A 19,323-nucleotide genomic window follows, 5' to 3' on the forward strand; every position below is an offset into this window, starting at 1 on the left:
GCCTTTTCGTATATTAGGCTTATATCCTTATATTCCTGTACATTTACACTTAAATCTACTGATCCATCCACCCATCCTTATACATCCATTCGAAGCTTCATTTACTTTATGTCTGAGAATTGTACTACTGGTTATTTCAGCCAAGGCAGGCTATCGTACGACGGAAGATCCACTTCCCAATTCACATCGCGATACTCTCTATTGACTACGGTTCTTTTCAAAGTGAATTTTGTACCCTTTTCTTCGTTAAACCCCCGAATTTTTAATTGCAGGTCATCTTCAACGTATTCACCGTTATTATTAGGTTGATCCGGATAACCGTTCACTTCAACAGGATACTCTTTTCCATCCGAATCTACTGCAACCCAGCGATCACCCATGAAAGCATTTCGGAACGTCCCACTCCCCTTCAGAACTAGTGAATACCCTTCCTTTACATCAATCTTCGGAGGATCATACGATTCCATCAGTGGCTCGTACTCAAAATCATAGAATAATATTTTATCTCCAAGCTGTTCAAATTGTGCAAAAGTATAAAAATTCGTGTCCTTACGCCTCTTCTCCAGATCAACTTCCACTGATTTCTCTTCTTTCACCGGCAAGGTGTAACCATCCAGAACAAAGCGAATGTTCTTCGCATCTACCGTTACCAACGCAGGGTCCCATGTCTCTGACAACTTCAACGGCCCACCATTTCTTAAGTCACTCTGATCTTGGAGCTGGAACTTGGCTTGACGGGCATCTGGTCTTATTCCATTGAAAATTCGATATTCATTTGTTTCAGGAATCTCAAGATGGTAGATGATACTCATATAGCTCGCCCAATTCTCATCAACTTTGGCACGAAGTTCATCATCCAGACTCACATTCAGGTCAAGCCGGGTTCCGTTTGGCGTGCGTACAAGCTGTGTCATATCAAGCTTTAGTCCTTCTGGCGTCGTATATGTGTTATCCATAGAATTTTCAACAGCCAATGATTTGGCTTTGGTCATATCGATCTTGAATTTGAAGCTCCAATCCACCGTAACATCTCTATCTTCGTAGGATTTCTTCTCGTAATCATAATATCTGCCCACATTTAAATTACGCAGTTCACCCCGCACGACCACTTGATCCGGAATTTCATCATGAAACTGGAATAACAATCGTTCAGTTAGAGGGCCCTTTGTTCTTGCATCTCTTGCAAGAGTGGCAACCTGTCGCCCCTCTTCATCCGTAACATGAATTCTCCCCAAATCAGGCAGAAACCGTGATACCCCTAATCCATCAGGTGTTGTTTGTTGCATGGTCATTACCATATGAGATCGGTCTACAAGCACGTCTTCAATTTTAAGCGTGTAGCCCTGGTCATTGATATTGATATCCGGATTAACCACAAGTCCAAGAGGTTTAAGACGTTTATAATCATCCGCAAAATAGGAATATTTCAATGCTTCAGGCACAGGTATGTTAGGCAATGGCAGACGATCCACAGCATTTACCGCGGGTTGTGCTGGCTCTGCTGTTCGTTCGAAAGCAAACCAGGCCCCTCCCGCAAGAATCACAACTGCCGCTGCGGCGATTCCAGTCCGGCGCATCCAATGCGCTCTCTTGGATTTTTTCACGAATGGATGCTCTTCTTCTCCATTTTCCATAGACACGCCATCCAGCTTCTGCATGACCTTAAGCGTAAAATCCGCATCCGGCTCCTCACGGTACAGGTGATCCTCCCACAACCGATCTTCATCCTTTGAAATAGGCTTCATACGTAGCTAAACCTCCTTTGCGTTCCATTTGCTTCCTCAGCGTTTTTTTCCCGCGATAAAGGGCGTTACGCACTTTGGTTGAACTCATGCCTGTAATATCTGCAATCTCTTCATAGCTCAACTCGTTTGTGTACTTCAGTAATAACACCAGGCGATATGATTCCGGTAACTGTTCTAGCTGGCGGTATATTTCACGCTGCATCTCCTTATGCAGCAGACGCTTTTCAGGTGTTTCATTACTGACAGGTTCGATCCCCTGATCGACTGGAGACATGACGGGTTTCTTTTCCCGTATAAAATCCCGCATCCGATTCACCGCAATGGTGTACACCCATGACGAGAAACGACTTCCCTCCCGCCGTGACGGAAGATAACGATAGATGCGAATGAATGTATCTTGAGCGAGATCCTGTGCATCCGGATGACTCGCGCCCATTCCGCGCATGATGCCGTAGACTTTATTTTTATATCGATCCACAAGCACGGAGAACAACTGCTTATCCCCTGCAACAATGCGCTGAATAAGCTCCTCCTCCGGTATCTGTTGAGTCATGTAATCCCCCTTCTCTACAGCTTCCATGCATGGTTCTGTACTATATAGACGGAAGCCGTTCCCGAAACCTCTCACTTTATCCAAAAAAAGAATTCGCCCTTATCGGCGAAGCCGACTGGGTGAACTCTGCTTACTTGCCTCTTAATCTTCCCTGTTCCTCTCCGCAACAAAATCAGCAAGCTGGGAATAGATCGCCACAATCTCATCCATCGACATGCGCACGAGTCCACTGGACGACGGAGCGACGAACTCCTGAATTTCCTTGACGACCGGGTCGTCCTGAAATCCCCATTGCACTTTGGTACGCTTGCTGTACTGGGTGTATACACCTTTTCCGACAAAACAAGCGATGTCCGGTCGGTATTTCTCCAACTTTTGCCGTAAAATCTGTCGTCCTTCTGCGTACTCTTCCTTCGTAATATCCTCCATACCTCTGGTGGGACGGGCCACAATATTCGTGAATCCATATCCCAGCTTCAGCAACTCTCCATCCTCCTGTGCATCATATAAACGCGGGGTTAATCCCGACCGTTCAAGGATGCGCCAGAACCGGTTTCCTTTGTAAGCATAATGATGACCCGTCTCTCCAGACGTAATGCTCGGATTGAAGCCTATAAACAATATCGATAAACCAACATCCAGATGATCTGGAATCATGATGGGAAGCCCCCTTATCTTTTTTAGCTAATTAAATCTTTCGTGTGTGTATAAAATGATATAATAAGCAAAGCATTTTCGAAATCGGATTGAAATTTTCATGAAAAAGGAAGCTGAACTAATGATTGCAGACATCATGCTTGAAGTCGTCCTACCCGTCTTTCTCTTGATCGCCGTCGGGTCCTGGATGCAAAAGGTGTTCAAGCTGGACTTGTACACACTCGCCAAAATCAATTTCTATTGTATTACCCCAGCAGCCGTCTTTATGAGCATGTACCACTCGGATATGTCGGGCGAACTGCTTGGGACCGTGACACTCTTTTACGCGATATATGTATTGATTCTCTATATTGTAGGTTCTGTATTTGCGCGCTCGCTTCGGATGAATAAAGGCATGAAGGCTGCTTTCAACAACAGTATTATGCTGGATAACGCAGGCAACTATGGCCTGCCCATCAATGCACTGGTATTCCGTGGCGATCCACTCGCCTCATCCATTCAAGCGCTGGTTATGTCTTTACAGGCATTACTGACATTCACCTATGGCGTGTTGTCCATTCAGGGCGCGAAGCTCAAAGGTAATTACCGTGCCGTGATTATTGGATTTCTTAAAATGCCCGTTCCGTATGCACTCTTGCTGGGGATTCTGTTACACATGTGGAAGGTTCCCTTGCCTACGTTCCTGTCCATGCCGCTGACCTATGCGCAGCAAAGTATGGTCGCTGTGGCACTGTTGACACTCGGGGCACAGATTGTAAAATATCCAATTCAACTGTACCGTCTTGATGTGTATATTAGCACATTTTTGCGTCTCCTGATTGGCCCGGCTATCGGGATTTCAATTGTGCTTCTGCTTGGGTTGGAAGGTATCGCTGCACAGGCACTCATTATCGCTTCCGGTATGCCGACGGGTGTCAACGCATCCATTCTCGCGGAAGAATACGATAATGAACCCGATTTTGCAGCCCAGACGGTGCTAATCTCAACGTTGCTTAACATCATTACAATAACGGCACTGATCTCTTATGCTAAAACGTTCTAAAATGAAAAATAAGTCCATGACCCATGAGCAGGGTTGTGGACTTATTTTGCGGTGCTGAAACTATGATTCAAACGTCGTTCGTTCCGGGAACTTGCCGCCTTCCCTGAATAAACATCGTACCAGTCGCTGCGCGGCTCGGTTAAAGAAAAAACTCGGGCTTACCCCGTCCACCTGGACAGGTTCCAGTTCCCTCACACTTTCCTTGATCTTATTCATCTCAATGAGCCCCATCTTTCGCTCATTCGGTCCGAAGCGATAAATAACCTTCTCATCGTCCTCCGTCTGTTTCACCAGCAGAATCACAGATGCCATACAGGTTACCCCCTATCGTTACGTTATGAGATTCCATTAATCACTTGCCTACTATAATTATTACCCAGATTCTAGTGGAAGGATATAGGACTTAAGTTAGTTATACCTAAATTAAATATCCTGATATAAAGATTCTCTGGAATGAGTCGTTAGGCTTACAAATACCGTGTTTACACTATCCTAATGGATAGTCACTGTCATGAAAGTGCGTACTGCCCAAGTCGTTTTTCTCCGTTTATACTAACGTTATCTTGAATTTCCAAAGGAGAGAAATATATGTCTACAGCTCAAATCTATAGCCACGGTGTCCCGTGGGAAGAGGCATTCAGCGTTGCTCAGGGATACAGTGTTAACGGTACGATCTACATTGCAGGACAATTTTCGCATGATATGCAGGGAGACTTTATTGGTGTCGATGATATTGAAGCACAGGTTCGCCAGACATTGGATAACTTGGATCGCGTGCTCGCAGGATTTAACGTGACCAAGTCGAACATTGCTGAACTGGAGATTTTTTTGGTTCACCCGCAGGAGCATCTTGAGCCATGTGTTGCCGTATATAAAGAGTACATTGGTACGCATCGTCCCGCTGTTACGATGGTTGGTACATCGGGTCTGGCCTTCCCTCATCAACTGATTGAGATTCGCGCCGTTGCTCATACCAACTGATTCGGAAAATCCCTAACGCAAGTTTATACACAAAAAAGCAGGGTCGGATAAACTCCAAACCTGCTTCATCATTTATTCTTTCACTTTCACACTTTACAAACGCGGGTCTACTCGCTCTGACTCCAGAGATAACGTTGCCAGCACACATTCATGAATTCGTTCCACTGGCTCTCTGCGTATAAAGCGCTCAATCCCCTCCATGCCCAAAGCACTCTCCATTAAGGCGTGACGTTCTTTTTTGGACGTTTTGCGTTTACGAAGTCGGGACAGATTCTCGGGTGCCAGGTAATCCATACCATAGATGATGTGCAAATATGCACGTCCTCGTACTTTAATCGCAGGCTGGATGATTTTGTTGCTATTCCAGGCACGGAACGTTTCAGGTTTGATCACAATTCCCTCATGTCCTTCCGCCGTAATCTCATCCCACCAACGAGTGACATCCGCTTCATCTGCCTCACTTGCGATCACACGATATTCCGTCTCCATCATCAAGGTCGACATCCGGGCGAACTCACGGTTTTGTTCCATATGCCATTCATGGGTTTGCTCCCAAAATGCTCCTGTGCTATGTGCTAGTGTATGAAACGGCGCAATCCGAATGTCCCCGATATCATCCACATCCCAGCAGTATTTTTGGAATACATCGCGGAACGTCTCGGCATTAGCGAGTTTACCTGCTGTCTCCTGCAACCACTCCTCTACGTTACGACCTGCTGCTTGGGCTTCGCGCAGTTTGTCCAGTACCGTAGAGCGTTCCATGAGCGAGGCTTCGGCCACGTGTGCATATTGTGAAGCAATCAGCTCACGCGCCTTCAGATTCCAAGGTACAATCTCCGCATCGAGCAGTACAAACTCCGTCTGATGACGATCAAAATAACCATCTGCGGTCAAGTCCGCATGTAATCCGGAAAGCACGGCCTGCTCTGTCGAAGGGTCAAAAAAGGATCGGCCCGTCCGGGTCACAATGTTCCCCAACATCGGCCTACCCACTCGCTGCACCGCAGCTTGCTCATCGCGGAAAAGAAGCAAAACGGCCCGGCTGCCCATGTGTTTCTTCTCGGCAACCATACGGGTAACGCCCTGTGAGCGATAATATTGGAACGCATCCTTTGGATGCTCTAGGTATCCCTCTACGGAGCATACACCCGGCGGAGGACTCATCGTAGGCGGGATGTAAATCAGTTCTTCCAGAGGCACAGTATAATGGGAAAACGTATCAATCGCCGTCTTCGCCACCTCACCGTGCACAGATACATCAAGCTTAGATGCTGTCTGAACCGTGAAACCCTCCTTGAACTTACGTATGTTGGGCGGAGCAAAACGCCGCTGTTCCCAGCGCTTTAATGGACTATCTGGAACTCCAGCATAATCCTGCCTCGCCGGAACACTGACTGCCTCACGTTCTGGCATTCGCCAAGCAGTGAGCATACCACCAAAAACGACACCTTGATCAATGTTGACCGTATCATTCACAATCGTAGGATATGGACGGGGATCATGTCCCCAGACGATGCATTCACCCGAATTGTGATCCACGTACCAATCCTTGCGCACAGGCCGCCCCTGCTCATCCGTGCCTTCCACATCGCCATATCGGCAGTAATCCTGAATGCGTTTGGACTGTTTTCCGATAAAATGATCTCGAATCCCTGCGTGTGCAACAACCACTTGTCTTACCCCGTTGCGGGAAAAGACCAGATGAGACGGTGCATCAAGCAGAAAGCTCCTTAGCTCTGCACGTACTCGCTTTGCTGTCTCTTGGCCTTGCTCCCGCTCAAACTGTAGCAGTTCCATCTCCACCCGTTCGTCACCATGACTCAACGTAACGTCACGACCATCCAGATAACGCGCGATCTTCCAGCCGTGATTACTGTCAATCATGTAGGCGAGCTCGGCGGCACAATGCCGTTGCCAGAACAACAGACATTTTAACGATTCTGGCCCACGGCTCGTTACGTCACCAACGGAGACCAATTTGCGTCCTTCAGGGTGACGGTACAGGCCACTCCCATCCTCGTCCACATACCCGAGACGCACGATTAATTCCATCATTTCATCGTAACAACCATGAATATCTCCGATGATATCAATACCTGCACCCATGTCGGTCACCAGCGGATTGGATGTGCGGACAAATGTAATCTCATCCGGCTGCTTCATCACATAACTGGCATCAAAGCCATCCTCACGGATTGAGCGCAATGTGCGCTTGAACTGTTGCACCTGTTGTTTCACCCGTTGACGCCCACGCGGATAATCCCGTCGGGCATCACGTTCCAGCAGTTCTTTTTCAGGGATGTCCAGCACCACAGCAATTACAGGCACATGAGCTTTCCTTGCCACCTGAATCAGGCGCTCGCGATCCTCGGGATACAGATGTGTCGCATCGACCCAGGTCAGCTTGTTCAGACGACAGCGGGTTGCGAGCATCGCTTCCATCGCTTCAAATGCTTTGGCCGATACTTGCTGATACTCCGCATAGATCACATCCGCTTCACTGCGGGGGCGGTGTTTCCAATCCACATACTCATCATCTCCAACCAGCATGCGGAATTGATCTGACGAGATGGCTTCTGTACGGCGAATGATACTTTCTGCAACGAGACGATCCAACATCGTACTTTTGCCACTGTTGGACGGGCCAACAAGAACCACAATGCCTGCATGTGGTAGACGAATCTCACGTTGTCTTTCCTCCATCCCATTTTTCCGATCCTGCTGCCCTCTGCCCGCACCAGTTGTTTCGCGAGAACCCTTTTCTTTACTCATGATTGACTCTCCTTTCTCCGCTCAAAAATGACCAGTTGGGTAGGTTGTCCATAGCCTTCTGCATGCTCACCGATGCCCTTAATTTCATAGGCATAGTTCCCTTGTTGCGTCCATTCCTCACACCGGGAAACCAGCTCCGCACGGGTCCACTCAAAGCGATGATCATGGTGGCGGAAGCTTTCCTGCTCCATAGCGTACACTTCGTTATATTCCTTGTTCGGTGTAGTGACAAGCAGCACTTCTGGCTGATATTCGTTCATGATTGTATCCATAATTCCGTTCAGACGATATTCCTCAATATGCTCAATCACTTCGCACAGGATCATGACGTCCTGGTTTTGCATCTGCTCGTCAAAATAAAACAGTGAACCGATGATTGGCTCCGGCATAGCCACCACTCCTGAACGACCCTCCAGCTTAGCAAAGCGCTCCATAGCCCGGAGCCGCGACTGACCGGAAGGTTCAACGGCCAGAATTGCCTCCACACCGGGAATGTACGCCAAACGGGCAGACAGCTTGCCTTCACCCGCTCCCATATCAACAATGCTCCGTTTGACTGGCAACGCTACAACCACATCCGTAATCGCTCGATAACGCAGTTCATTTAAACGCACAGGAGGTTCAGATTGTTCAGATTGCCCACCATCGCTAACAGACTCGGACACACGTTGATCTTGTTCTCTTTCTTCCCTATGTCCTGCTTGTTTCTCCTGAATAATCGCTTCCGAGATGTGACCTATTCCTCTCTCCTGTCCAAGAGACGCAGACAAAGCACCCTCTTGTCGCTCATACTGCCGAATCAGTTCGGCAAATCGTAACGTACGCTTCACAATGAGTTCTTTCAGTGGGTGAGCATCCAGCCACCCTTCACCATACCGTTTGATTTTATCGATCTCATCTTCACTGATGAAATAATGTTTGTAATTATCCAGCACTGGAATCAGTAGAAAAAGCTGACGCAGTGCATGTTGTACCGTATTACGTCCACGCAGGATGATATGGCGAACCGTGCTTTTATTTTTCAGATCAAATGAATACGATAGCTCTCCGCGCTCCACCGAAACTGCGTATCCTAATGGCGAGAATAATTCCTCCACAACCTTATCGGGCAGATCGGAAGCCACTGGGCCAAATTTCAGTTCCAGTTCGAAGGCATGATTCACCCACTGCACATAGTCTTCCTTCGGCTTACCATTCAGGGCCGTCCCAAGCGCCGCACGTATGTAGGAGCAGAACAGACTGCTGGTCACGAACTCACGATCGTTAATATATTGCGTAATGTCATACCCATCAGGTGTTCCTCTGACGAGATCCACAGGATCAGGCTCGGCATGAATCAGCACTTCCGTTTCGTTCTCTGTAGCCGTAGTGTACACCATTCTTACACGCACACCTTTGTCTACGCGGTCATATATATTCAGCGGATTCTTCGCTAACAGATGGGATACAACCCCCGCGTCAGCGCCGCTTGTTTTCAAGATCAGATGCATCGTTTCTCCTCCTTCGGATCAATTCTATTCTCTTTCACGATTTCCGTTGTCATCAAGCCCTAATTAGTTCCCCATACCTCTTGCAATGCAAATCGAAAAATCCGGTCCAATTCTTCAATTTGAATAATTTGCTCATTCTCCATCTGGCCAGCCAGTCGTTCAAAATGCTCGATCTTCTCTGTCAAAAAAGCTTGTATTGCTGGCAACTGCGGCTCCAGATCCAGTTCCTCGCCCGCCCTTTTCCGGCGCAGCAATTCATGAATCTCCGTATATAGCGGTGTAGTCGCAGGTACAAGTTCTTGCACTAGCTCTTCAAATGCCATCGGTGGCATTGCATTATAACGTTCGATCCAGCCACAAGCGAGCAATGGACGAAGCACGTAGAAATACTTTTTGATCTTCACCTGCTCACCTTGTAAATAATCTCGGAAATTGCCCTTCGCCATATTCAGATAATGATACATGCAGGACTTGGGCGAGAAGGTCAACGGTGACAGCGCCCGGATATGCTGTGCCACGTTATACTGTTCATCATACTGAATGGGGGATTGCAGCCACTCCAGCAGCGGTGGATTGGATTTGCGAAACAGCTTCAAGGCCTTGCGCAGATCCCAACCATTGATGTCGAGCTGATCACTGATTGGGCGTTCGATCACATCCCTTTTATCCTCAATCGACAAGTACCATTCCAGCGGTCTTACATACAGAAAACGCACATCATAATCACTATCCTGGGAAGGAAATCCCCAAGCCCGACTGCCCGATTCACAGGCATAGATGATCCGTACCTGCTCCTCTTGTTCAATCTGCTTCAGCTGTTGTCTAATCATATCTCTCATTTCTTCATGAACATGAGTCATGTCAGTCGCCTCCTTTTAAAAAATTACATTATGTATCACAGATTCCTAATCCCTTCTCGCATTGTTCACCAGATCGATTAATCGTGTTTCCCTGCCTCGCTCATACCCTCATTATGACCCAAGCATGATACATACGAACATGGCAGAAGTATGGCGACGAATCACTTTCATCACTCATTAAATTATCGTTTACCTTCATAAGTTTAAATGAAACCTGCCGCTCATCCTGCTACAATGAAGGGATAACAAGGAGTGAATGTTCATGGCAAGAGAGAGTTTTGACAAAGAAATTCAGTTCTTACGCATGTTATCCCTAACAAGCGGTGCGTATAACCGCAAACAATATGCCGAGCGGCTTGGCATATCCGTACATACCTTTGATAAAACCAATCGCAGATTAAAAGAAATCATGCAGACCGTTGCCGACCAGCGCTCAGGTGCCGAAGCAAGCCGGGAAATAGCGGATCTCGTTCGCTTCCAGTATGGAGAGTCGGCTGAACCCATGCTGCTCTTCCTCTTCCGCGCCAAGTCGATGAAAGAGACTGAAGTTCAGCGGCTTTCTGTCCTTTTGCATACCTTACAACATAAAGCCTTAACCGCGATGGAACTGCTGGACGCCTGCTGTGCTGATCTGCCGGAAGATCTGGCGTTACCTGACGAGAAAACCATTCGCTCCGATCTAAAGTATCTGGAAGAGGTTGGGGTTATTCGAAAAGAGCCAGGTGGCAGACCATATCGCTATGCTTTACAACAGGATGTCCTTACCGAATTAACAGTGGAGGAACAGCTGGAGTTGTATGATTTTGTGGATATGATGGCAAACACTCAGGTACCGTCCGTACAGGGATATTTATTGCGGGATAGTTTGAAAAAAGCCATTACGGCAAGTTTCCCGCAAGAAGAAGCTACCGAGCCCTATATCTATAAGTATCACTATTATTCTCGTATCCTGGACGAAGCTCATCTCTACACACTGCTTAGTGCGATTCGTCAGCGCAAACGTGTGCAGTTCCTATACTATTCACCGAAAAAACCATCCAGCTACAGTTCACAGAATACGAATCCACGCTTTGAACGGAAAGCAGATGGTCGATCCAACCGAATCGTGCCCCTTGAAGTGATTTATGACCATCAGTATGGTCGTTGGTATGTAATTGGATATCAGGGCCGCCGCGGCTTTGTGAAATTCCGCATGGAAGGCATAACCCAACTGGAGGAACAGGATTCAGTAGAAGAGCAATACATGCTCAAACTGAAGCAGCAGTGGACCGACATTAGTCGCTACAGTTGGCTCGTGGATACGGGAAATACCGTGACGGTTCAAGCTCGCTTTTTCCACCCGGAGCGTGGTCAGCGCAACTTTATTCTGGATCGGGTTCGTCTGCAAGGTCAATGGGGCAAAATTATACCCGAAACGGATCATACCTTTCTCTACGAAATCCAGGTCAACGGTACCACCGAGATCAAACCGTGGTTACGGAGTTTTGGCTCAAGCTGTGAAATAATTGCACCTCAGAGACTACGCCAGGAGATGATCAAGGAATGGAAGGAGATTGGGGAATATTATGAACCTGTTCGAGAAGATGTTTAATTACCAGATGATGACACGACTGAATGAAACCGGACTGTTCACCTGGACTTCACAGGAACGGGCCTGGCTTCGCATGATGCTGAATCACCCTGCTGCGAGAGAAGCGCTGAGCCCTGTAACATTGGATAAAATGTACAACATGCTTAATGGTGAGCAGGACCTGAACCTTCAGGATTACCTGACCGAAAAAGCCAAAAGCGAAGAAAACAGTGTCTCTCACCCACTACTTCGACAGTTACGGCTAATCATTCTGCATCATCAGGGATTTCGCATGACGGGTCGCGTCCGCAATGGACGCACGAGCCATGATGAATTTGGTTTCCCGTACAAACTGGAGTATTCCATGGTCAAAAAAGAATGGTACGTGCTATGGTATGCGCCTCGGTTCGACAAACTCATGTCCACCAAACTGCACAGCATTGTTACCGTGGAAGCCCAACCGGTTGAACCGGATACAGCTTCGGGTTACACTGCCCGAATTGCTGCGATAACAGAGAAGCGTAAAACGACCATCACCATCGAGGTACTGCCCCAGTTCAATCAGGAACTGTCCCGAATCCTCTATGCCTTCTCCTGCTTTGAGAAACAGGTCGAGTACCTGGAAGCAAAGCAGACATATCGGATCGAACTAACCGTTCCGCGCAATGAGATGGATTACGTCTTATCCAAAATGCGTTTTCTCGGCAAACGGGTTCGAATCGCTGACCACATGGTACTGCGGGAGCGAATGTCCGAAACAGCTGCGAAGGCACTGGCACGTTATGCCGAAAAAGATCCTGATACGCATTCCGAACACTCCAATGAAGCCCAGCACCGCCAACGTGAGGAAAAACCTCTTGCGAAAGCTGATGGTCAATGATTTTGTAAGATTGGGTTAACCATAACTATTGCTCAAAAGTAAACCCATATCTATATCCATATACGAAAAAAAGGTCTGGAGAATCTCATCCAAACCTTTTTGGTATACATGCGCCTAAACTACGTTCCTCCACTGCTAGCTGCCGAGTTCCGTCTTTTGTTAATCGCGTGCACGCCCATGACCACTGCAATTAATTCATACGTGTCCAGTTGTTCAGACTGATTATCTAATACAAATGCGCCTGAACTAAACCAGCCGCTGGTGCGACGGAAACTGGCCACGATGCGGCCACCACTGCCACTTATATCATATTCCTGCGAAAATGCTGGAGCAGACACATCATATGTACCTCGTGATCCTGCGTCATATTCATACTTTTTACTAAAGAAACTGAACCTGGCCCTAAGCACACCCAGATGTCTCCCATCTGCTGCAGTGATATCCCAGCGATTGGTTAACATGCGGAATTTACCGCTGCAGACTAATCCTGAGTTATCTGATACATCGAGTGAAGAACCAAAGACACTTTTCAAATCCAGATGCCCAGCCTGTTCCTGATTCGGATTCATAATCTCGGTGTAACCTGCGTTAAAAAAGTTATCCCTGAAGTATAGTTCCATAACACTTTCTCCTTTCCCTTACAGATCCTTTTGTTCTCTTTAACCTAATCTCGCATCGAGCACACAATATATCTATATTTACGTATCATTAATGGGATTCGATTCAAAAAGTGGATTATTACTGGATGCAAAAAACGAGCAACCCTGGTTGCTCGCATCACGTTCAAGTTATCTTGTTATCAGACTTCAACTTTTTTGTTGTTCAGGTAGATGGTAGCCCACACCAAGATAACGGCTACGATGATTTCAAATACAATGCTTCCCCACATGCCGTCCGACCATAGTACACCATTGGCTGTGATTGCAATACCTGTACTTTCTTCCGTATACCGGAACATCTCATTTGGACTGAAGCGTCCTGTCGTAATGATATTTTCCAACCAGCCAAGCAGATTAACGAGGACCAAGAATGCAACGATGCCGATCCAAGGCCCAGTTTTCCAACGGAAGCTGCCTGCAATCGAGATCGAAAGGAAGATAATGACGGTCATGAATACCATAACCCATGCGCTAAACAGCAACAAACTAATATAATCCGAAACATGCAGACCCGAAAGATCAATATTGCTAGCCATGTTCATTCTGAGCTTCATTGAAATATAGATGTAGGCATGAGTCGTAAAAATAATGACTAACCCCAACCCGCAAAGTAGTCCAAAGATCAAAGGAGACAACACATGTGATAGGCCCGTTACGGGTAACAAACGGCGATTATAAGAGCGGATATTGGACGTGTATGTTTTGATCATTTTCACATAAATAGCCACACCTACTCCAACATATCCCATAATGCCAAGCACAATCCCTGTGACCTCAGACACGAAAAGGGAAAGCCCCACTTGAGCGATAATCAAAATAACTAGCCCAGCCAGCAGTGTATTCCAGTTCCTTCTAAAGTCATACTTCAATAATGTCATCATTCCGCATAAACCTCCTTGAACATCTCATCCACACTTTTCCCATATTTCAGACGGAGCGTTTCCACTTCTTCCCGCATCACCAGCTCACCCTCGCGAATAAAGACAACTTCATCAAAAATCCGTTCAATATCATTCACAAGATGCGTGGAGATGATCAGACTGCTGTCTTCATCATAGAATTTGACGATCGCATCCAGAATCTTGCCTCGTGCAACCGGATCTACTCCGCCAATCGGTTCATCCAGCAAATACAGACGAGCCTTACGAGAAAGTGCCAGTGTTAGTTGTAGTCGTTCATTCATACCTTTTGACAGATGCCGTACCCGGTCACTCTCGACAAGGTTCATGAATTCCAGCATCTCCCGTGCCTTCTCTTCATCAAAATCAGCATAGAAATCGCGATAGTATGCAATTGCATCCCGCACTTTCATCCACTTCTCGGTTAATGGACGATCCGGCATGAACGAAACCAGTGCCTTCGTCTCCAGCCCAACAGGCTTACCTGTAACTTGAATCGTTCCGCTGCTCGGATGCAACAAACCTGCAACCAGCTTCATGAGCGTACTTTTTCCACTACCGTTGCTACCCAGCAGACCTACGATTCGTCCTGGAGCAATATCCAATGTAATATTACTGAGCGCTTTCTTATTGCCATATGTTTTATTGATCTGGTTCAGTTCAAGGATGTTACTCATGCGTTGTTCCTCCCTTTCCTTCCGCAACAGCATCGGCTACGATGGATAAGATGTCCTGCTCTTCGATCCCCAGTTCCTGCATTCCGGTCAGAAAGCGTTCCAGCAATTCACCGGCCATCTCTTTTTTGATCGTCATAATCTTCCGCTCCTCACTGGTCACATATCTGCCCAAGCCCCGTTTGGTTTCGACCACTTCTTCCCGCTCAAGCTCCTGAAATGTCCGTTGTACTGTATTTGGATTGATCTGTAGTTCAGCCGCCAGTTCACGAACCGAAGGAATTTTGTCACCTGCCTGAAGTGTCCCGGTTACAATCTGTCTCTTGATGTACTGCATGATCTGCAGATAGATTGGTAAATTGTTATCAAATTCCATAGTCACAAAGTTCTCGCTCCTCTCTGTACTGGTGTGTTAGTTACATAGTACACTAGTGAAATAGTGTTGTAAAGCCCATTTGTTAAAACCTATTTTCGCTTTGGTCCTGCGGAAGCTTCGGTTATCTGTTTCTGGGAGTAGGTCTGTATAGATACATGGACACAAAAAAGAGCAGATCGGGTAGATCTGCTCCGCATGACTTATTAGTCGTATTTTCATCTATTTCACACGATATCTAGAGGTACTTTGCCTTTAGGTGCAGGAAACGCCTCATCCAAACGGGTGAGTTCCTCTTGTGTCAAAACGATATTCACTGCTGCTGCATTGTCTGCCACATGATTCAGCTGTACCGCCTTCGGAATCGCCAGTACATCTCCATCCCTGATCACCCAGGCTAATGCGATCTGCGAAGTCGTAACTCCTCGATCCTGCGCAATCTTCTGAATGACTGGATGCTGCAACAATTCACTTCGCAGTCTGCCACCCTGTGCCAGTGGACAATACGCCATTACAGGAACGCTACGTTCCCGCATCCAGGGAAGCAGATCATGTTCAATACCACGCGAAGCTGCATGGTAGAGCACCTGGTTCACCATGCACTTAGTCCCCTCCGGCAGACTCCATAATTCCTGCATATCCCTTGTATCCAGATTTGATACACCCCAGCGAAGGATTTTACCGGATTGCTTTAATTGTTCCAAAGCCTCAACCGTCTCTTCGAGCGGTACTCCTCCGCGCCAGTGAAGCAGATACAGATCCAGACGATCTGTACCAAGACGCTTCAGACTACGTTCACACGCCGTAATCATCTGCTTGCGATCCGCATGATGGGGATATACTTTGGATACGAGAAAAACTTCATCACGATGGCCCGAGATGGCCTTTCCCGTAACAACTTCTGCCCCACCTTCTGCATACATCTCCGCCGTATCAATCACGGTCATTCCCTGTTCAATACCGGAACGAAGTGCTCGTACTTCTTCTTCTTGGCTAGATTGCTTCTCTCCCATGTTCCATGTGCCTTGTCCTATCGCAGGCAGGGCAGTTCCATCCGGAAGTAGAATCGTGCGTGTTGCATCACCATGCATCATCTCTATTCCTCCATTCTGAAGACTTATGGACGTTCTGACCTCTCTAACGACGATGATACGAATCATACATCATGTTATCACTCACATGTCTCCAGTGGCTCATCATCATGATATACAATTGATCCAGTGGCACTGTGAGGCTACTTTGGGCAACGCTGATGGTCGCATCGACCATATTGCTGTTGACCGTCATCAATTTACGTTTCATCCCGTTCTGGCGATCCAGAAAGGCTTTCTCGTCCCGCAATTTGACCCCGATCATTTTCTGTCCCATTAATTCATACATAAAAATATTCTCAACGTCTTTCCAGGCCACGGCTCCTCCTGCAGTATAAGAAGATGCATCCACAAACCCATCCTCATCGATTACAAAAGAAGGTTCCTTCTTAATCATCTTTACCAGACTGTAGCAGAAACATAGCCCAAAAAACAAAATGGAAAGAAGTCCAATCACATCCGAAAGGATGGAATCATTCGTAACTGAAGAACTATCAAAAATCAAAAAAAATCCGGCTGCCACAAAGAGTGCCGCCCCTGCCGTAAGCCACGCCATTCGTTTCCGGCTTGGATATTCCACATGCTGCTCATAGGATGTGCTCAACGTGACGTTCCTCCTCCATTGTGACTGAATCATACAAGTTCTATATAAACGAATGGCTATGAACCAAATAGCTGAATGCAGAACAGGAATTGCATTGTACATTAAACCAAATTCACCAATGTTAAACATTAAATGAAGACCGTTTTTCGTCATTTCTGCGCTTATTCAACATTAGGATTCGTCATCCTTCGAGCAAATCCTTTAACACACCTATATGAATTGAACAAAGAATGTTTGCACCGGCCACTCCGATGACACCCTTATTGTCCTGTCCCTTGCTTTCCGTTAATATAAATGGAAAGGTTAGGAAATTAACCAATTCTAATTCATGGCGGGAGGACAAACAATGATGAGTCAGCGCGGCATAACATCGGAAGATCTTTATCAGATTACCTGGGTTAATGATCCAACTCCGTCCCCTCAAGGCGGACAACTGGTATATGTAAGCCGGAAAACGAATGAAGCACGTGACGGTTATTGTTCTCACCTGAGACTGTTGCATCTGGGGAATCAAAAGGACAGGCCCTTTACCTCTGGTGAGAAGGATCATTCCCCAGCCTGGTCGCCGGATGGGTCTCAGCTTGCCTTTTTAAGAGAGGTTGATGGGAAATCCCAAGTTTGGATTATCGCATCAGATGGCGGAGAAGCACAGCAAATCAGTCACCTGAAACATGGCGTCAGTTCCCTGCTCTGGTCACCGGATGGTCATACTTTGCTTGTGAAATCATCCGTGGATATGAGCGGAGATGAGGAATCAGAACCTACAGATCCTATAGACGATGGACCTAAACTGCTGCAAGAACATGTCGTAGACCGGATTCGCATGAAATCAGATGCCAGCGGATTATGGAACGGTAGACGTTCCCACCTCTTCGCTCTCGCACCGATCGATGTGGAACCACTCCCTGTAACTACAGGTCATTATGACGTTGGAGACTACGCTTGGTCACCGGACGGAAGATCCATTGCATGGATTGCCCAGCTGCCCGAAGATGGCGAGGATCATAACGATTACACTCTAACCAATCATGTGTACCTTGCCAAGGCAGACGGATCGGATGTGCAGCAGTTGACCCCGGAAGGATATACGTTCAGCCGGCTGGCCTTTGCACCGGATGGACAATCCATTGCACTGCTCGCCAGTGACCGTTCCTATGGAAATGCCACGCTTGTGAAGTTATACAACCTTCCAATATCAGGTGGTGAACTTGTATGTCTGAGCACCGATTGGGACGTACAGTTGAATCACAGCATTGTTGGCGACATGCGATCACATCTGACAACCACGGGGCCTGTATTCAGTCGGGATGGTTCCTCCATCCTGTGTCTAGCAACCATACATGGCAGTGTCCGCATTGCCAAATTCGCACGAGACGGCAGCAGTGCCGACTATATATGGCCTGACGAACGTGAGATTTATCAATTTGCCGAGTTGGAAAACGGGCAGATCGTGGCCGCTGTTGCCGACACACGAAATCCTGGCGATCTCTATATGTATGAACAACCGGAAAATCCCGGTGTAGAGCCGGTTCGGCTCACCCGCAGCAATCCACAGCTTGAGGATGAGATCCACCTTAGTACACCGGAAACCTTCTGGTTTAATTCCTCGGATGGCCTGCGGTTGCAAGGATGGATCATGAAACCTCATGGCATGGTCGACGGGGTCAAAATCCCGACCATTCTGGAGATTCATGGCGGTCCACACATGATGTATGGTTTTACATTTATGCACGAGTTCCAGATTCTCTCCGCACAAGGCTACGCTGTTATATATATCAATCCACGCGGTGGCCTCGGATACGGGCAGCAGTTTGTAGACGCCTGTCGCGGAGATTATGGTGGTGGCGATTATCGCGATCTCATGGAGAGTGTGGACTATGCCCTGTCCCAATATGCGTTTATCGATGAATCCAGACTGGGCGTAACCGGAGGCAGTTATGGCGGATTCATGACCAACTGGATTGTTGGACACACGGACCGCTTTAAGGCGGCTGTTACCCAGCGTTCCATCTCCAACTGGCTATCGTTCTACGGCGTAAGTGACATTGGCTATTTCTTCACAGAAGATCAGATTGGTGGTAACGCATGGGATGACACGGAAAAACTGTGGAAACATTCCCCGCTCGCTTATGTCGGCAACGTGAACACCCCGCTGCTCATTTTGCACGGCGAACAGGACCTGCGGTGTCCAATTGAACAGGCCGAGCAGTTGTTCATTGCGTTGAAGCGGCGCAAGCAGACCACAAGGCTTGTTCGTTTCCCAGGTGCCAACCATGAGTTGTCCCGTGGAGGCCATCCTCATCTGAGGATACGCCGTTTGGAGCATATTGCCGGATGGTTTAACGAGTACCTGTAACGGACTAATATTTAGACTATTAATTCAGAGTATAGAACCAGATATGGATTCAACCCTAAAAGCCGCCCAATGAAATCAGTTATGATTTCCACGGGCGGCTTTTGCTGTTCACCTTTT

Annotated in this window: 18 protein-coding genes; 5 read left to right on the forward strand and 13 right to left on the reverse strand. The window is 47.3% G+C overall.

Going from position 1 to position 19,323, the window contains the following annotated elements:
* Positions 1–131: 131 nt before the first annotated feature.
* From AC6CIF_RS11200 to AC6CIF_RS11210, 3 genes are all read right to left on the reverse strand, one after another.
* Positions 132–1,745, reverse strand: coding sequence for a hypothetical protein (locus tag AC6CIF_RS11200; protein WP_498199656.1), 1,614 nt, complete (start codon positions 1,743–1,745; stop codon positions 132–134).
* Positions 1,723–2,298, reverse strand: a complete 576-nt coding sequence (locus AC6CIF_RS11205) for an RNA polymerase sigma factor (RefSeq protein WP_433583074.1) — start codon at positions 2,296–2,298, stop codon at positions 1,723–1,725. Before AC6CIF_RS11205 ends, AC6CIF_RS11200 begins: the two co-directional genes overlap by 23 nt.
* A 141-nt stretch (positions 2,299–2,439) precedes the next feature.
* A complete protein-coding gene (locus tag AC6CIF_RS11210; protein ID WP_498199657.1) occupies positions 2,440–2,955 on the reverse strand; it encodes a mismatch-specific DNA-glycosylase in 516 nt (171 codons plus the stop codon).
* 121 nt (positions 2,956–3,076) lie between these two features.
* Between AC6CIF_RS11210 and AC6CIF_RS11215 the strand changes: the two genes are divergently transcribed.
* The gene (locus tag AC6CIF_RS11215; RefSeq protein WP_017690279.1) at positions 3,077–3,997 is read left to right on the forward strand and encodes an AEC family transporter; all 921 of its coding nucleotides are present in this window, start codon (positions 3,077–3,079) and stop codon (positions 3,995–3,997) included.
* Between the two features lie 60 nt (positions 3,998–4,057).
* On the opposite strand, the gene AC6CIF_RS11220 is transcribed toward AC6CIF_RS11215, so the two are convergent.
* Positions 4,058–4,309, reverse strand: a complete 252-nt coding sequence (locus AC6CIF_RS11220) for an RNA-binding protein (RefSeq protein WP_047841868.1) — start codon at positions 4,307–4,309, stop codon at positions 4,058–4,060.
* Positions 4,310–4,585: 276 nt separating this feature from the next.
* Between AC6CIF_RS11220 and AC6CIF_RS11225 the strand changes: the two genes are divergently transcribed.
* Positions 4,586–4,978: a RidA family protein gene (locus AC6CIF_RS11225; RefSeq protein ID WP_339299582.1), complete on the forward strand. Its 393-nt coding sequence runs from the start codon at positions 4,586–4,588 to the stop codon at positions 4,976–4,978.
* Positions 4,979–5,071: 93 nt separating this feature from the next.
* Here the strand turns inward: AC6CIF_RS11225 and AC6CIF_RS11230 are convergent, their stop codons facing one another.
* From AC6CIF_RS11230 to AC6CIF_RS11240, 3 genes are all read right to left on the reverse strand, one after another.
* Complete coding sequence (locus AC6CIF_RS11230; RefSeq protein WP_498199702.1) at positions 5,072–7,681, reverse strand: polynucleotide kinase-phosphatase; 2,610 nt, start codon at positions 7,679–7,681, stop codon at positions 5,072–5,074.
* 65 nt (positions 7,682–7,746) lie between these two features.
* Positions 7,747–9,240, reverse strand: a complete 1,494-nt coding sequence (locus tag AC6CIF_RS11235) for a 3' terminal RNA ribose 2'-O-methyltransferase Hen1 (RefSeq protein ID WP_498199658.1) — start codon at positions 9,238–9,240, stop codon at positions 7,747–7,749.
* A 59-nt stretch (positions 9,241–9,299) separates the two neighbouring features.
* Positions 9,300–10,100 (reverse strand): nucleotidyltransferase domain-containing protein, encoded by an 801-nt coding sequence (locus AC6CIF_RS11240; protein ID WP_498199659.1) that lies wholly within the window; start codon positions 10,098–10,100, stop codon positions 9,300–9,302.
* Between the two features lie 262 nt (positions 10,101–10,362).
* Here AC6CIF_RS11240 and AC6CIF_RS11245 point away from each other — a divergent pair, with 262 nt between their 5' ends.
* Entirely contained in the window at positions 10,363–11,691 is a 1,329-nt protein-coding gene (locus tag AC6CIF_RS11245) for a helix-turn-helix transcriptional regulator (RefSeq protein ID WP_498199660.1), read from the forward strand.
* Positions 11,666–12,550, forward strand: a complete 885-nt coding sequence (locus AC6CIF_RS11250; RefSeq protein WP_498199661.1) for a WYL domain-containing protein — start codon at positions 11,666–11,668, stop codon at positions 12,548–12,550. Before AC6CIF_RS11245 ends, AC6CIF_RS11250 begins: the two co-directional genes overlap by 26 nt.
* Positions 12,551–12,669: 119 nt before the next feature.
* On the opposite strand, the gene AC6CIF_RS11255 is transcribed toward AC6CIF_RS11250, so the two are convergent.
* The 6 genes from AC6CIF_RS11255 to AC6CIF_RS11280 all read right to left on the reverse strand — a co-directional run bounded on the left by AC6CIF_RS11255 (position 12,670) and on the right by AC6CIF_RS11280 (position 16,850).
* Positions 12,670–13,170, reverse strand: a complete 501-nt coding sequence (locus AC6CIF_RS11255; RefSeq protein ID WP_036606430.1) for an LURP-one-related/scramblase family protein — start codon at positions 13,168–13,170, stop codon at positions 12,670–12,672.
* A 179-nt stretch (positions 13,171–13,349) separates the two neighbouring features.
* Positions 13,350–14,090: a hypothetical protein gene (locus AC6CIF_RS11260; RefSeq protein ID WP_498199662.1), complete on the reverse strand. Its 741-nt coding sequence runs from the start codon at positions 14,088–14,090 to the stop codon at positions 13,350–13,352.
* Positions 14,087–14,785 carry an ABC transporter ATP-binding protein gene (locus tag AC6CIF_RS11265; protein ID WP_498199663.1) on the reverse strand — a complete coding sequence of 233 codons (699 nt, stop codon included), beginning with the start codon at positions 14,783–14,785 and terminating at the stop codon, positions 14,087–14,089. Before AC6CIF_RS11265 ends, AC6CIF_RS11260 begins: the two co-directional genes overlap by 4 nt.
* Positions 14,778–15,164: a GntR family transcriptional regulator gene (locus AC6CIF_RS11270; RefSeq protein WP_026081254.1), complete on the reverse strand. Its 387-nt coding sequence runs from the start codon at positions 15,162–15,164 to the stop codon at positions 14,778–14,780. The genes AC6CIF_RS11265 and AC6CIF_RS11270 overlap by 8 nt, the downstream gene beginning before the upstream one ends.
* Before the next feature lie 218 nt (positions 15,165–15,382).
* Positions 15,383–16,249 (reverse strand): aldo/keto reductase, encoded by an 867-nt coding sequence (locus AC6CIF_RS11275; protein ID WP_498199664.1) that lies wholly within the window; start codon positions 16,247–16,249, stop codon positions 15,383–15,385.
* 43 nt (positions 16,250–16,292) lie between these two features.
* Positions 16,293–16,850 carry an STM3941 family protein gene (locus tag AC6CIF_RS11280; protein ID WP_498199665.1) on the reverse strand — a complete coding sequence of 186 codons (558 nt, stop codon included), beginning with the start codon at positions 16,848–16,850 and terminating at the stop codon, positions 16,293–16,295.
* 346 nt (positions 16,851–17,196) lie between these two features.
* Here AC6CIF_RS11280 and AC6CIF_RS11285 point away from each other — a divergent pair, with 346 nt between their 5' ends.
* Positions 17,197–19,206: a S9 family peptidase gene (locus AC6CIF_RS11285; RefSeq protein WP_498199666.1), complete on the forward strand. Its 2,010-nt coding sequence runs from the start codon at positions 17,197–17,199 to the stop codon at positions 19,204–19,206.
* The last annotated feature ends 117 nt before the right edge of the window (positions 19,207–19,323 follow it).

The organism is Paenibacillus sp. GQ49 (assembly GCF_059759055.1).